A 15444-nucleotide genomic window follows, 5' to 3' on the forward strand; every position below is an offset into this window, starting at 1 on the left:
GAGTTTCCTTCAAAAACGATAGGCAAGGTTGAGGCTGTACACCGTTGGGTTGACATCGACGCTGCCGACCTTCTGGCCATCGATCTTCACGGTGCTGTCGATTTTCGCGTAGCGCACATCGCCGCCGAGGCTCCAGTGCTCATCAATGGCAATGTCGAGCCCCGCCTGGAAGGCCGCCCCCCAAGAGTCGGAGAGCTCCAGCTTGGCGCCGTTATCCAGATGTTCGTCGTAGAAATAGGTGTAATTCAGGCCGACACCGACAAAGGGCCGCACACGGGCGTCGGGGGCGAAATGCCACTGCAGCGAGACAATCGGTGGCAATTGCTTGGTGCTACCAACCTTGCTGCCGCCCAGTTTGATGTCGTGCTTGAACGGCAGACCACCCAGTACGTCGATGGCAAGGTTTGGTGTCAGGAAGTACGCCAGGTTGAAGGTCGGGCCGGCATCACTGTCGATATCGACCGTGCCAGGCTGAATGCTGCCAGAGTCAGAGGTTGGGACGATATTGCTGACGCCCAGGCGCACTTGCCAAGGGCTGTCTGCCGCCAGAGCGAGGCCATTCGCCGCCAGCAGCAGCCCCCCCAGGGCTGCATGGCGAAGCCAGTGTATTGACATGCGGTTCTTCCTTGTCGATTTCGATTGGACCTGGGTGCGGGCTAAACACCGCACCGGCTAAGGCACTGTTTCGGTATGTCCGGCGGACAGGCTGCAGGACTATCAGCAGCTTTTGTGCCAATCGTATCCAATTGTTTTTATTGAATATTTTTTCAGGAAGAACACCGCCACTGTTGTTCGCGCAACAGCCGTCATACAACGCTGTTAGCCACTGGACAGCGGCTTGAGCAGAACAGAAGGCGCCGTACCGCACGGGCGCTGAACGAACGGTTCGCCACCTATACTTAACAAGTAGCGTACGGGCGGGGGTTCAGGCATAGCAGAACCCACCCATTCTCGAACCTCTTCTGGGGGACCGCGGTCTTGAATCGACGCGCCCTGACCGTGACCCTGATCATTGCACTGCTGGCGGGAATCCCTGGCTGCGCCTCAAAAGCGCCGGCACCCGAGACGCAAGCGCCCGTGGTGATACCTGAATCCACCTGGCAGCAGGTGGACTGGGAAATTGTCAGTGCTTCGCAAGCAGTCACAGAGTCGGTCAAAGACTACGCACGCCGCTCGATGAAAGCCTGGCGGGACCGCGTCTACCAGCAGACCGAAGCCGACTTCATTCCCTGGTTCACCAGCTACTGGACCCAGCAATGGCTGACCATCAAGGTTGCCTGGTACAAAATGAACGCCGGCAATGACACTGAACCCGGCGAAAAGCGCCTGGCTGCATACCTTCAAGAGCAATACCACGAACGGGTGTTGGAGCCGGTCGCCAAGGAGATTGATCCCGATGCGGTCATGCAACAAGCCATCGCGCTGTACGCCCAACTGCTCGGTCCGCAACTTCAGGGTATCGTGCAGCGCTACCGTTTACCGCCCGACCAATTCAACCTGCGGCTCAGCCGTATCCCTGCGATCAGCCTGGGGCCACCCCCTGCCCTCAACGCATCGCTTTACCAGTTGGTCTACACCAACCCAGTCAGCAAACTGCCGGCGTATGCGGCACTGGTAACGCAGGTGCGCACCGCGACGGGCGCAGGTGGCGCAGACCAGGCAGATGCGGTGTTGTCCTCGGTTGCAAAACGCACCAGCGAAAAACTGGAGTCCACCCTGCCCGTGCGCGGTGCGGCGAGCGCAACGGCGGCCGCCGTAGGCCGGGTTGCCGGAATGATGATTTCACTGGTAGTGACGGGCGTTGGTGCGCTGATGCATGACAGTGAGCGGCCTGAAATGGTCGAGCAGCTCAGGGTCATATTGAACGTCGCCCTGGACGAAGAATGGGCAACACTGCTGGAAAACCGAGCCTCGGGAGTCATGGCCGGGGTGTATTACCTGGCAGAGCAGATCGAAAGCAGCGTTCGCGCTACCGATGCCCCGCCACAGCAGTACGAACCGGAGCCGTAAGACCTGACCTGTCGCTAAATCAAACGATGCGGACGCCGCGGTTCAACCAGGCCCAAGCCGTCAGTGCGGAGCAAGCTCCAGCACAATCCGCCCGCCACACGGGCACTCATCCATATGCCGATGCGCGGCGACAAACGCCTCGAACGGATAGACCTTGCTGATCTGGGGTGTCAGCAAGTGGTCGGCGGTGAACTGGTTGATGTCACGCAGCGCACGCTGCAATGCCACATGGTCCTGAACAATGCCCAGTTCCGGCTTGCCGGTGAAGTTGCCAATGCAGTGAACGAAAAACTGAATGTTCTTCTGGAAGGCCGCACACGCCGGGAACGGCGTCTGGTTACCGCCCTGCAAGCCGTACAGCACCAGGCTGCCACGCGGTGCGAGGACATCGCCCAGCAACGACATCTGCGGCCCGCCCAGCCCATCGAGCACCATGTCAACGCCACGGTTTTCTGTGTACTTGTTGATCTGCATGAGCAGGTCCTGCTCTTCAGTGACGATCACCTTCTCGGCACCCAAACCAAGCAGGTAGTCACGCTCACTCGCTTGCTTGGTGGCAGCGATGACCCGAATGCCCAGCGCCTTGCCCAGTTGCACGAAGGCAGGCCCGGCACAGTGGCTGGCATCGGTCACCAGCGCCGTCTGCCCGGCCTTGGCCCTGGCCAGGTCGACATAGGCAAAATAGGCAATCAGCAAGGGCGTGTAATGAACACTGGCCTCGACAGGGCTGAGGACATCGGGGTAGCGCGTCAAGGCATCTCGCGGCAACACAATGACTTCACCGTACACCGGGTGCGTATTGGCGCTGCTGGCCGGAAAGCTGGCGACCTTGTCACCAACGGCGAGGTCATCGACACCCTCACCCACGGCCATGACCACGCCCGCCATCTCATGCCCGATGCCGGCCGGCAGGCGAACCTGAGACGAGGCGAGGTTCTGCCGCCAGAGCACGTCGTACCAACTGACGCCGATCGCCTGGACGCGAATCTGCACCTCGCCGGCAGCCGGGGTCGGCGCTGCCTGCTCTTCGCATTTGAGCACCTCGGCCGGACCGAACTTGTGGAAACGGATCATGCGGGACATCGCAAACCTCGCCAAGTGAATCGCTAATACCCTGAACTCTATCGGGGCTTTCCTGGTTAGGCCATCCGTGGCTATTAATAGTCGACATGCCTGTCATTGATTGAAGGTACTGGCATACGTTCAATTTATTCGGTGCAGGGTAGCAGCCTTTCCCCTTAAGATTCACCCCTGCCCCATCCAGTGAAGCAAAGCGATGAACCGTAACGACCTGCGCCGCGTCGACCTGAACCTGCTGATCGTCTTCGAAACCCTGATGCATGAACGCAGCGTGACCCGTGCAGCGGAGAAACTGTTCCTCGGCCAGCCGGCCATCAGTGCCGCACTGTCGCGCCTGCGTACGCTGTTCGACGATCCGCTGTTCGTTCGCACCGGTCGTAGCATGGAGCCATCGGCGCGTGCGGTAGAGATCTTCGCCCTGCTCTCCCCCGCGCTGGACTCCATCTCCACTGCCGTCAGCCGTGCGGCCGACTTTGACCCAGCCACCAGCACGGCGGTCTTTCGCATCGGCCTCTCCGACGACGCCGAGTTTGCCCTGCTGCCGCAACTGCTCAAACGCATTCGCGCCGAAGCCCCGGGTATCGTGCTGGTCGTGCGGCGGGTGAACTACATTCTGATGCCGGCCTTGCTCGCCTCGGGCGAGATCTCGGTGGGTGTAAGTTACACCAGTGACCTGCCGGCAAATGCCAAGCGCAAGGTACTGCGGCGCAGCAAACCCAAGCTGCTGCGGGCCGACAGCATGCCGGGCAGCCTCAGCCTGGACGACTTCTGCTGCCGGCCCCATGCACTGGTGTCGTTCGCCGGTGACCTGAGTGGCTTTATCGACGAAGAACTCGCCAAACTCGACCGCAAGCGCCATGTCGTACTGGCCGTGCCACAGTTCAATGGCCTGGGTAGCCTGCTGACCGGCACCGACATCCTGGCCATCGTGCCCGACTACACCGCCGAAGTGCTGACCGCTGCAGGCGGCTTGCGCGCCGAAGAACTGCCGATCGACGTCCGCAGCTTTGAGCTGCACATGGCCTGGCGCGGCGCACAGGACAACGACCCGGGTGAACGCTGGCTGCGTTCGCGGATTCAGATGTTTTTTGGGGATCCTGAGAGTCTTTAGGGGCGTCGCGCATGCTTGTTAGCTGATCATTTCTGCCTTTTTCTAGCCTCGAATAGCCATTTACTTCCAGCTAATTGCTACATTTGGGGCAAATTTGAGGGCATGCTTTGGATGGTTCGAAAAGGATACCCCTAACCGAAGATGCTCAGCGCTTTCGGTAATCTGCCGACCACGCTGTTCCTCTTGGGTGCCAAAGACGAGCGCCCCCGCATCCACCCCTGCCTCAAGTACGTGACGCAAAGCGTCCTTCTGGGTAAAGATCAGCAGCGTCCATAACGTGCTACTGAAGCCTGTTCCTCTGTCTACGTCGCTTGGGGGGGGGCCACCATAAGCAACAGACCGCAACTCGAAAACCATCGAGACGCGACCGAGTTCCCAGCACCGCCTAGTAATTGAAGTATGCCCTGACCACCCTTCAAGAATCATAGGCCAGCCACAGTGTAGTCGGTGTCAGTTTCGCTAGTGGACCCTCGCCGTTAGCCAGACACGGCTCTCCCATCAAGCGTGGTAAGCGCAAGTAACGCACATTGCAGCCAAGCCGACGGGTTTAGTTGGGCAAGTGCACAGTCGAACGAGGTTTCCCTCACTCCGGTCGGGCCGCCAATTATCAAATTCAGCCCATCGCGTAGCCAACGCTTCCTGTTCAGTCTCAGGATCAAGGCCTTTGCCAGCGCGCGAGCGCTGCGGTAGTCGATGTCTTCCAGGCGCCCCCGTGGTGCAGGCGATCGGCTTTGAGACGGGTCCCCCCCCTGGTCATTATTGTCCTGTAGAGGCGGCCCGGAAACTGACAAGCCTTTGGACAATATCCTGACCATCACATTGTCGCGATGACAGTCTGCATTTATCGCGGTAACGGAGAAAAAGCACGCCAAGCAGTTGATGGCCACGTACTACAAGCAACACACCAACCGCTACCCCAAAGAAATACGTGACGTGCGCGATACCATCATTGAAAACATCATGAATGGAATGGATGTAGAGGGCGCACTCCCTGTAGAAGCACAATTGCTGCAGTAAGCCAGAGTCCCGGGGACAATCTCAGGCATCTATTCATGCCCTACCCGATCCAGCACAAACTCATCAACGGCGTCACCTCTCGTGCCCTGTTCAACTGGGTCGCCCTTGCCTGCGCAGCCGCACGACTCTTACCCCTTTTGCGTAACCACAACAGGCTCCAACCTCCCTTTCTGCATTCAGTAGCGCCCGATGCGACACTCTCAGACCATGGTGGCATTCAAGTTTCTCTGCTTGACGTTGATAGCTCGTAAGATGCGATACTGCCGCAAGTAGCAATATGCCACCAACTGACACAAGGACGTTTCTTTGCGCCTGCTCACAGTCTTTTTTCTCCTCCAGCCTGACCGGAAGCATCAGCCGCTGGATGCAGCCCCAAACTCGCCTTGTAGTTCGCGTACCTGGTACGCCGCCCCGATGATCTGATCAGTCGCATGGAGCTTGCGACTCAACTTGTCGCAACTTCATGCAAGCCTGTTTTAAGGGGACAGGGCGAACGCCCTCGCCTCCCGTATTTTTCAACAGCACTCTCCGTATCGCCATGAATGCCATCAGCTCAACAGGACCGTGAGAAACATGAAGCATGCAACAAGGTCAGTGGCCCGCTCGGGAAAAACGAAGCCTCGTCAGACAAGTAGCGCCCCCTTTGATGTGTTGGTACTGGCGACCATGAGTGCAGGCAAGACATCATTCATCAATGCCCTGATCGGGCAAGAATTGCTGCACACCGCCAACGAAGCCACTACCGCTTGCATAACGCGTGTCGAACATCGCCAAGGCGCGCGGGCCTTCGATGGTGCTTGCTACTCGCATGATGATCAAGAGATTGCGCGGCTTAAGGACACTTCAGCCGCAATGCTTCGTGACTGGAATGCCAACAGCGAAGTGAAGCGAATCTGCTTGAAAGGCAACTTCAAAATCGTACCCAGCCCTGCATCTGGCCTGGTATTGCATGACACCCCCGGACCGAACAACAGCCAGGACCACAGGCATGCAGAGCTGATGCTCGAAGCGGTACGGACTGTTTCTTTCAAAGCCCTGTGCTATGTGCTTAATGCCAGCCAACTGGGCACGCAGGATGATCGCGCGCTGCTGGAGCAAATTCGTGATGAACTCGCGACCCGACCTGACCACACGATCTACTTCATCCTAAACAAAGTCGACCTGCTGGACCCTGAGATGGGTGAAACCATTGATGCCTATGTCAGCAAGGCTCACCGCTACCTCACAGCCACTGGCTTTGAACAACCAATCATCATCCCGACCATGGCCAACGTCGCGCTCTATGCCCGCAAGGCCCTCAAGGCCCAGGCCATGACTCGCTCGCAGCGGCTGAGGCTTCACCAGGCGCTTGCCGACCTGCAGGAAAACAAGCGCTCGCTACTTCATGCGATGGTGGTGCCAGACACCATCAAGAAAGGCGTATTCAAGGCACTCAACAGCCTGGAACGGCAACGTCAGCTCAAAGCGCTCAACGCGCAAGCCTGCGAAAAAAACGATTTGCAGCAATTGGTGGCCATCAGCGGTTTGAAGACCGTAGAAGCCCTGATCAAACATCAACGTCAATCGATCAAGAATCCATGAACCGCATCCATATCACGCACAACCCTTTCACCGTCGAAACGATTTTCTCGATCAACGACCAGGCCCCGGCAGACGGCTGCAAATTGTCGAGCTACAAGGAGTCGCGCCTGCAGTTGTGGGTCGAAAAACTGTTCGACGAATTGAGCGAACTGTTCAATGGCGACAATCGCTTCTATGTCGCTTTTACAGGTGTTGAGTCTGACTTCCTGGATATCCAGGAAGCCGCTAACGTGGCCATTGCCAATGGCATGCAGGTGGAACTGGAGTGGCACCAGACCGTACCTACCGAACAACGCCTGGAGCAGATCCGCGCCTTGATGGCCGAGGCGCGCGAGCACCCTCAGTTCGATCAGTTCATCGCTGATAACGAGCAGGTTCGCAAGTCCATCGAAGAAGCGTTCAACCGTGACTTCGATGTTTATGTCGTCGCGACCATGTCATCGGGTAAGTCGACATTGATCAACGCGATGCTGGGGCGCGACCTCCTCCCTGCGGCGAACGAAGCGACGACTGCGACAATTGCCCGGATCACGGACAATGATCGGATGACCGATCGATTCACGGCCAAACGCTTCAATCGCAAAGGTGAAGAAGTGGGTGCGGCTGACAATGTCGACCTGGAATGCCTCAAAGAGTGGAACCAACTCGAGGACACCCAGCTGATCGATATCGAAGGCAACATCGTAGCGATTCGCGAGCGCGAGGACGTGCGCCTGGTCCTGACCGATACCCCCGGCCCCAACAATAGCCAGGATCAAGAGCATCAGCTCAAGACCATGAGTTTCATTCAGGATTCCCGGCGCAACCCGCTTATCCTGTATGTGCTGAATGCCAGCCAGCTGGGCACCAACGATGACAGCAATCTGCTCAGCCTAGTCGCCGAGACCATGCGCAAGGGTGGTAAGCAAAGCAAGGATCGCTTCATCTTCGTGATCAACAAAATGGACGTGTTTGATCCTGAGCAGGGAGAAGATATCCCTTCTGTACTCAAGCGTGTGAACCAGTATCTCACCAGTAATGGTATTCAGAACCCCCTGATTTATCCGATCTCTGCCAACCTCACTCGCTTGATCCGCAAACCGAGCGACCTGCACACGCGAAAGGAGCGCAACGAGCATAAGTCGATGGCAGACATGTTCAGCGAAGAGCCAAGCATGAACATGCTGCAGTACATGCCGATCACCTCTCGCGTGCATCGCTCGCTGCAGGGAAAACGCCACTCCCCATTGCTGCTCAGCAGCGGCTTGCCGGCAGTCGAAGCGATGATTGATGAGTACATCGACAAGTACAACCTGCCGCACCGCCTCAAACGCGCCTATGAAGCCCTGGGTCACGCCATTCGAGTGGGTTTGAATGAAACTGACTTGATCGAACAATTGCAACAAGATGAAAGGACCCTGGCTCATCTGAACGAGGAGATCCAGGGCCTGCAGCAGCGGCAGGAGAAAGGTTTCGACACCGCAGCTTACAAAGACAAGCTGGAGCGTGAGGGCAAGGCGCTCCCCCGAGACACAGAGCTTGAGCTGGCAAAGCTGGAAGCCGTTATTGGGCCCATCATCAAGCAGCTGGGCGCAAACTTCATGCAAAACGACGTTCGGGTAAGCATTGCCGAAGCGCGCGTGCAAGAAGCGGAAGAGCTGCTGCAGTTCAACCATCGGAAGCTGGTGAACCAGTACGAGTCGGTGTTCGTCTCCAGCCAAGAGCTTATCCGCCAAGACCTGCATAGCGAGTATCAGCGTTACGTCACAGAAATCTTCCAAGGCACCGAGAGCTTGAACCTGCCAATTTTCGAGGGGCTTAAACAGGCGGCCTCGAACATCTCGTTCAATCTGTCCGTATGCCAGGATGATATTCAAGTAAAACGCGTTGTCATTGGGACACGCGAGGTAAGCGACAGCTCTTGGTGGAACCCCTTCTCCTGGGGCTCGACCCGAACGGTACGGGATTACGGCAACGAAAATTACGTCGATCTCGAGAAGTTCTGGCAGGAGCGTTCCACTCGAATCCAGGCCGAATTCACACGCCTGGTCGAAAACGCTCGTAGGGAAATTGAAGTTGGCAAGGACCGTTTGATCGGACAATACGTTGCATTCATGACCCGCGAATTTGACCTCAAATTTGCCGAACTGCTGACGTCCTTGAGCTCCAAAACCACAGACCGAAACGCCCGCGAGGTTGCAGTTTCCGAAGCCAAGGCACTGCGTGCCTGGATCGATAATTTCAAAACCAAGCTCGACAGCACATTGGCTATTTAAGGAGCCCCAACATGACCACCGATATGCTTGCCGAAGCCAGGAAGAGTTATCTGCTGTCAATCAAGGACCCTAACGCCAGCACCATCCTGCTCAATGACCTTCTGGATCGCGCCGAGAAACAGTCCCCGGAGCTGCTTGTGGCCTTCGAGCCAGGGGTTGGGAAAAATGCCCTTGACCCCGACCCCGTGAGCTGGAGTGCAGACTACCTGACTCGTCAAATGTGGCTCACTCAGCAGAACTTCGCCCGGGAGCGCATTGAGCACTTGCTTGCCGTTCGCGAGCATCTGCGCAAAACCGGGGTGAAAGGTTTTGTGCCTACGCAAACGCCTTCAAAACCTCAAGCCGAGAGTGACGTCAACGTGCAGTCAAACTATGAGCCCTCCTCCAACCTCAAGAAATTCGTACAGGAAGGCGAGCTGCTTACGATCCGGACCGCGCTGCGCATGGAGCTGGATGACAATCGCCTGACCTCTGCCGACCTTCGTGCTGCATTGGCCTGGGCGGCCAAGCAGGTTCCAGCGCTTCTGGAAGCTTATTCTGAGAAGTCATTCGCTCGCGCGATGGAGTCTGACCAGAAGCTGTGGACGAGCGAGTACTATGAGCTGCAGGTTGTCTACCTCAAGACCAACTACGCCCAGGAACGCTTCCTGCACCTCATCGAAGTACGTGATCTGTTGCGCCATCAAGGCGTAGAGGGCTTCGCGCCCGTGCAACCGAAACCACGTGCCAGCGCCAGCGCCAACGCTGGCCAAGCCGCACCCGCTTCGCACCGCCCTCAACCGCAGAACTCCCGGTCGCACCAGGCTCACCAAGGCCACCAATCGCAGCCCCGCGCCGCAGACAACGACCGCAACCCAGTCTTCAAAGCCGCTTTGCTTGTCGGCGGCGCCCTAGCTGCGCTGGTGGTCTTCCTGGTTGCGCTGGTGAAATAACGCCATGGCAACCTCGACCCTGACCCCGCTGGCAATCCGCGAGATCCAGCAAAACGCCACGCTCACCCTGGCCGCTGGGCGTGCGCTGATCAACCGTAGCTACCTAAGCGAACTGGAGCTGTACCCGGTCATCGCTTCAAACCAGCGGATCAGCCTGAACCGCGCCAGCGACCTGCGGATATTCCGCGTCGAGCGCATCGTCCAGGACAACAAGCAGTCGGTGCTGGAAAGCACCACTGCCGCCTATACAGCACTGGGCGCCGCTGGCTATACGGTGTTCCTGTTCCTGCGCTCCAATGGCATCGAGACTGAACTGTTCATTGGCACCCGTGGCGAACCCGGCAAGATGCTCGGCCACAACTCCGGCGAGTTGCTGCGCGAGACCTTCAAAGGCCACTTCCCGGGTAGTGCACTGCAACCGCTGAGGGTCCAGGACGCCAATGCGCTGCTCGACAAGCTCGAAAACGAGAAAAGCAACCCATCTGCCAGCATTACCGCTGTCACGGGCGTACCTGCATTGTCGACTGAAAACCGCGACCACTTCATGCAGGGGCTGGAGCGCTTCATCGACGCAGCAGAGCGGCGCGAATACCAGGCACTGATCCTGGCGGAACCCGTTTCTTCGCAGAAACTGGATACCATCCGTATCGGCTACGAACAGGTGGCGACCCAACTTTCTCCGTTGGCAAAACAGCAGCTTTCCTATGGCGAGCAAGACAGCGACAGCATTGGCCTGAGTATCAGCCAAGGCCTGAGCACCTCCCTTGGCCACAGCCTTGGCCTTACCGAAACCCGCGGCACCAGCCACACGACCGGTACCTCCACCAGCGAGACCAACGGCACCACTGAAAGCTTCAGTTCGCAAACCGAAGCATCGAAGGCAGCCGCCATTGCCGGTAGCGCCATCGGCGCGCTTGCCGGGTCTTTCCTGGGCCCGGTGGGCGCGGTGGTCGGCGCCCAGGTTGGGTCAGGCATCGCGGCTGCATTCAATGAAACACGCAGCACAGGTACCAGCCATTCGGCTACCAGAGGCACCAGCGAAAACCATGGCACATCCTGGAGTGAGTCCTCTGCCCGTACACAGTCGACAACCCACACCAGCAGCACGACCGACAGCCAATCGGTCAACCGTACCCGCGGTAGCAACCGGCAGTTGTCGATCGAATCGGTGGACAAGACCATCGAGCAGTTGCTGGGCAGAATTGATCACCATCTGCAACGTATCGACGAAGCCAAGACCTACGGCGGCTGGAATTCTGCTGCCTACTTCATCGGTGACAGCAGCGCCTCGTCCGAATCGCTGGCAAGTATCTTCCTGGGCCTGGTACGCGGCAGCAAATCCAGCCACGAAGACTTTGCGCTCACCACCTGGACGTCGAGCAACAAGTCTGCGGTGCTGGAATGGCTCACGCGCCTCAGCCACCCCGAACTCAAACCTGCGTTCGCCAGCCGCGTGCCGGTGCCGTTCGTGACCCCTGCTACGCTGATTTCCGGCAAGGAAATGGCAATCCAGCTGAGCCTGCCACGGCGCTCCACTTCAACCGTGTCGGTCGTCGAAACCCAGGCATTCGGACGCAAGGTGCAGCGCCTGGACGGCCAGACCACGCGGCGCCCAGGCGCCAGACAGCTGTCCTTGGGCAATATCCGTCACCTGTGGGAAAACCTGCCGCAGACCATCGAGCTGGACATGGACCAGCTGTCCAGCCACGTGTTCATCAGCGGTTCCACAGGTGCAGGCAAGAGCAACACGCTCTACGAAATGCTCGACCAGGTCAGCGCCGCTGGCGTGCCATTCCTTGTCATCGAACCCGCCAAGGGCGAATACAAACATGTGTTCGGCCATCGCAGCGACGTGACTGTGCTCGGCACCCACCCGGCGCACAGCGCCTTGTTGCGAATCAACCCGTTCCGCTTCCCGGCAGCGATCCACGTGCTCGAGCATGTCGACCGCCTGGTGGAGATCTTCAACGTCTGCTGGCCGATGTACGCTGCCATGCCCGCAGTGCTCAAGGACGCAATCCTGCAAGCCTACCTGCGCTGCGGCTGGGACCTGGAAAGCTCGAGCAACCGCTACAACGAGGAAATATTCCCCACCTTCGTCGACCTGCTGGAAACACTACAGGAAGTGATCGAGGCGTCGGCCTATTCCCAGGAGCTCAAAGGCAACTATATCGGCTCACTGTCGACCCGGATTCGGTCACTCACCAACGGCCTCAATGGCCAACTGTTCGTGGCCGACGAAATCGACAACGACGTACTGTTCGACAGCAATGTGATCGTCGACCTCAGCCGCATCGGCTCTTCGGAAACCAAGGCGCTGATCATGGGTATCCTGGTGATGCGCCTGAGCGAGCACCGCATGGCCCACGGCGGCATGAACCAGCCCCTGCGCCACGTCACGGTGCTCGAAGAAGCCCACAACATCTTCAAACGCAGCCCGGAAGGCGGCGCCGAAGGTGCGGGGCTGATGGCCAAGTCTGTAGAAATGCTGACCAATGCCATTGCCGAAATGCGCACCTATGGTGAAGGTTTCATCATCGCAGACCAATCGCCCCATGCCGTGGACATTGCCGCGATTCGCAACACCAACACCAAGATTATCATGCGCCTGCCCGATGAAACCGATCGCCGCCTGATCGGTAAATCCGTGGCGCTGGATGACGAGCAGCTGGACGAGATTGCCCGGCTCCCCAAAGGTGTAGCCATCGTCTATCAGAATGACTGGCTCGAACCTGTAATGTGCCAGGTGCGCAAGTTCAAAGGCGAAGAAGCGCCCTACCGATACCAGCCGCAAGCTACGGCGGGCATCGCCCGCAGTGACTTCAACGGCCAACTGCTGAAGCTGCTGCTCAGCCAGCGCGTGGTTACGCCTGCCCAGATTGACTGCGACCTGCTGCAGCAGGGCCTGTGCGCGCTGCCATTGCCTGCTCGCACCCGCATCAACCTGTTGCAGATCGTCACACAGTACCGTAACCAGCAGGCACCAGGCATCTGGCGAACGGAAGCCTTCGAGCGCCTGGCGCGCTTGGTGGTGGATACGCTGAATTGCCGCCGCCAGGTCAACCAGATCATCCAGGAGGCCAATGACTACACGCACCTGGACCAATTGCTCGACGGGCTGCTCGAACAGAGTGCCAACGGCCTTTCAGCTGAGCTGGCCCTCGCCGCTCAGCAATGCCTGATGAAAGACTACAGCCTGCAGCACGAAAGCCACCTCGACATTTACGCGATGTGGCACGCGCACCATGAAAAAGGAAGCGTCCGGTGAACTTCGAGAACTTTGCCATCGAGAAGGCTGACGGCCCATCCCGCCTCGCCCTGCTCGCCAGGGAAACACCCGACAAATGCCTGATCATCGCACAGCTGGATCGGCCGATCGTGCTGACCCAGGAAAACCGCCTCGAGCTGCCCGGCATGGGTGACGAAACCCGTGAACGGCTGGAGAAGCTCGGCTTCCCCAAGGAATTGCTGGACGTCATCAACAGCGAGGCCGAAGCGCGTATCTACGAAGAAGCCAACCTGGAGCCGGCCCAGGTCAACGGCAAGGATGCATTGATCCGCACCGATATCGATTACGATCAGAAAGATGCTTTCGACCGCACCAACCTGGAGCGCATGAAGCTGGGCCTCGCCCCGCTCGATGCGCAGGGCAGGCCGATCGAGTTGCACCATATTGGGCAAAAGCAGGACTCTCCCCTGGCCGAGCTCACACGCGATGAGCACAGGGGCAATGGCAATGACAATGTGCTGCACAACAAGCTAAAAGAGTCGGAAATCGCACGGGACGATTTCGACAAGGAACGCAAGGAATACTGGAAGGCGCGAGCCGAACAGATCGAGAGCCAACGGTAAGCGAGTGCCTACATGAAAACACTGGAAAAGCTGGTCGCAGAACAACAGGCAGCTACCCGGCCTGCTACCAAGGCAAACATCGATACGCTCGAATCGAACCTGGGGTTCGAACTCGCCAACGAGTACCGGGAGTACCTGGAGCGCTTCGGCGTGATTGCCCATGACGCCTACGAAACCTATGGCCTCGGCGTGCCGGAAGACTACTTCCTGCACGCACTCAATGCCTACAAGGACCTGGCATCGGACGCCAGCTACCCAGCAACTGCGGTACCGCTGCTGGAGCTGGGAGACGGCCAATATTACCTGTACGACAACCGCAGTCAGCGGGTCGTGCTGTGGGCTACCCCCAACGGTGGTGTCGTCCGTACCCTGGATGACAACCTGGAGGCATTCCTGATCAAGCATGTTTTCCAAGGCTGACGCCCCACGATAGCCCCACCCTGCGGCGGGGCATCTTGCGCCTGGCGCTGCAGGCGCATTACTTGTTTGCCTACCTGAAAGATCTGCTGCCCGGAGGCGGCCAAGGCCTACCCATCCGGGTAGCATGCCGCCGCCCAGGCTTCGACAAGGAAGCTTCGCAATTGCCACAAATCAGCTCCCGCGACACCATCAGCCGGCAATGGGAACTGCTACACAAGCTACCCACCAAGGGCCCCGGCATCACCAGCGGTGAATTGCTCGAAAAAATGCGGGATACGGGCTATCGCATTACCAAACGTACCGTCGAACGCGACCTGATCGAACTTTCACGCGTGTTCCCGCTGACGTGCAATGACCGAGGCAAACCGTTCGGCTGGCACTGGGCCCCGGGGGCAAGCATCGACCTGCCCGGTATGAGCGTCAGTGAAGCGTTGAGCCTGACACTCATCGAAGACACCATTCGCCCGCTGCTGCCCAACGGAATGCTCAAGGCACTGCAGGGCCGCTTCCAGCATGCGCGCAAGAAGCTCGAGAACATGGCCGATGAAAACCTGGCGGCGCGCTGGATGAGCAAGGTTGCCAGTGTTCGCCCAGAGCTCAACCTGCAGGCGCCGAGCATCTCGGCGGAGATTCTCGAGACGATTCAACTGGCCCTTCTCGAAGAGCGTCAGATCGCTTGCCGCTACTACTCCGCCCATGGCAACAAGACCAGTGAACTGACGCTGAACCCTCTGGCTCTGGTGCAACGTGGTGTAGCCACCTACCTGATCGGTACCGCCGATCATTATTCGGACCTGCGCCAGTACGCAGTGCATCGGTTTCTCAACGTCGAGATCTTGCCAGCTGCCTGCGAAGGCGCGGCTCAGTTCGACCTTCCCCAGTACCTTGCCAGCGATGCCTTGCAATTCGGTGGCCCGCAGAAGATCAGTTTGCAAGCATGGGTCAGCGAAAGCCTCGCCCGCCTGCTGCGGGAAACACCCTTGGCAGAAGACATGGCACTGCAGGCCTGCGAAGGTGGGTACCGCCTGACTGCGACAGTCAGTGACAGCTGGCAGCTGAACTGGTGGATGCTGTCGCAGGGCGATGGACTGGTGGTCGAGCAACCTGTGGAACTGCGCCATAAGTTGCTCGAGACGCTGCGAGGAACATTACAGCGTTATGAGCGGGCGACTGCATAGCGGGTCGC

11 protein-coding genes and 1 pseudogene are annotated in these 15444 nt (G+C 58.5%); 9 read left to right on the plus strand and 3 right to left on the minus strand.

The window, feature by feature from the left end:
* Positions 1-9: 9 nt before the first annotated feature.
* Entirely contained in the window at positions 10-615 is a 606-nt protein-coding gene (locus CYD26_RS16900; protein WP_102053129.1) for an OmpW family protein, read from the minus strand.
* A 363-nt stretch (positions 616-978) separates the two neighbouring features.
* On the opposite strand from CYD26_RS16900, the gene CYD26_RS16905 reads away from it, so the two are divergent.
* Positions 979-2010, plus strand: coding sequence for a hypothetical protein (locus CYD26_RS16905; RefSeq protein ID WP_102053130.1), 1032 nt, complete (start codon positions 979-981; stop codon positions 2008-2010).
* Positions 2011-2070: 60 nt separating this feature from the next.
* On the opposite strand, the gene CYD26_RS16910 is transcribed toward CYD26_RS16905, so the two are convergent.
* Positions 2071-3093, minus strand: a complete 1023-nt coding sequence (locus CYD26_RS16910) for a zinc-dependent alcohol dehydrogenase family protein (RefSeq protein ID WP_099774558.1) — start codon at positions 3091-3093, stop codon at positions 2071-2073.
* A gap of 193 nt (positions 3094-3286) precedes the next feature.
* Between CYD26_RS16910 and CYD26_RS16915 the strand changes: the two genes are divergently transcribed.
* The gene (locus CYD26_RS16915; RefSeq protein WP_102053131.1) at positions 3287-4201 is read left to right on the plus strand and encodes a LysR family transcriptional regulator; all 915 of its coding nucleotides are present in this window, start codon (positions 3287-3289) and stop codon (positions 4199-4201) included.
* Positions 4202-4652: 451 nt separating this feature from the next.
* On the opposite strand, the pseudogene CYD26_RS25555 reads toward CYD26_RS16915, so the two are convergent.
* Positions 4653-4952, minus strand: a pseudogene (locus CYD26_RS25555) (ATP-binding protein); the annotation flags it as partial.
* Between the two features lie 932 nt (positions 4953-5884).
* Between CYD26_RS25555 and CYD26_RS16925 the strand changes: the two are divergent.
* From CYD26_RS16925 to CYD26_RS16955, 7 genes are read left to right on the plus strand one after another with little or no spacing between them, the layout of a single operon-like run.
* Positions 5885-6799 (plus strand): dynamin family protein, encoded by a 915-nt coding sequence (locus tag CYD26_RS16925; RefSeq protein ID WP_256588037.1) that lies wholly within the window; start codon positions 5885-5887, stop codon positions 6797-6799.
* Positions 6796-9054: a dynamin family protein gene (locus CYD26_RS16930; RefSeq protein ID WP_102053133.1), complete on the plus strand. Its 2259-nt coding sequence runs from the start codon at positions 6796-6798 to the stop codon at positions 9052-9054. Before CYD26_RS16925 ends, CYD26_RS16930 begins: the two co-directional genes overlap by 4 nt.
* Before the next feature lie 11 nt (positions 9055-9065).
* Entirely contained in the window at positions 9066-9986 is a 921-nt protein-coding gene (locus tag CYD26_RS16935; RefSeq protein ID WP_256588038.1) for a hypothetical protein, read from the plus strand.
* A gap of 4 nt (positions 9987-9990) precedes the next feature.
* Positions 9991-13254, plus strand: coding sequence for an ATP-binding protein (locus CYD26_RS16940; RefSeq protein ID WP_102053134.1), 3264 nt, complete (start codon positions 9991-9993; stop codon positions 13252-13254).
* On the plus strand, positions 13251-13838 hold the full coding sequence (locus CYD26_RS16945) for an HNH/ENDO VII family nuclease (protein WP_102053135.1): 588 nt from the start codon (positions 13251-13253) through the stop codon (positions 13836-13838). Before CYD26_RS16940 ends, CYD26_RS16945 begins: the two co-directional genes overlap by 4 nt.
* A gap of 12 nt (positions 13839-13850) precedes the next feature.
* On the plus strand, positions 13851-14258 hold the full coding sequence (locus CYD26_RS16950) for an SMI1/KNR4 family protein (RefSeq protein WP_102053136.1): 408 nt from the start codon (positions 13851-13853) through the stop codon (positions 14256-14258).
* A gap of 35 nt (positions 14259-14293) precedes the next feature.
* On the plus strand, positions 14294-15436 hold the full coding sequence (locus CYD26_RS16955) for a helix-turn-helix transcriptional regulator (RefSeq protein WP_371917238.1): 1143 nt from the start codon (positions 14294-14296) through the stop codon (positions 15434-15436).
* Positions 15437-15444: the final 8 nt, after the last annotated feature.

The organism is Pseudomonas sp. FFUP_PS_473 (assembly GCF_002858665.1).
Classification (GTDB): domain Bacteria; phylum Pseudomonadota; class Gammaproteobacteria; order Pseudomonadales; family Pseudomonadaceae; genus Aquipseudomonas; species Aquipseudomonas defluvii.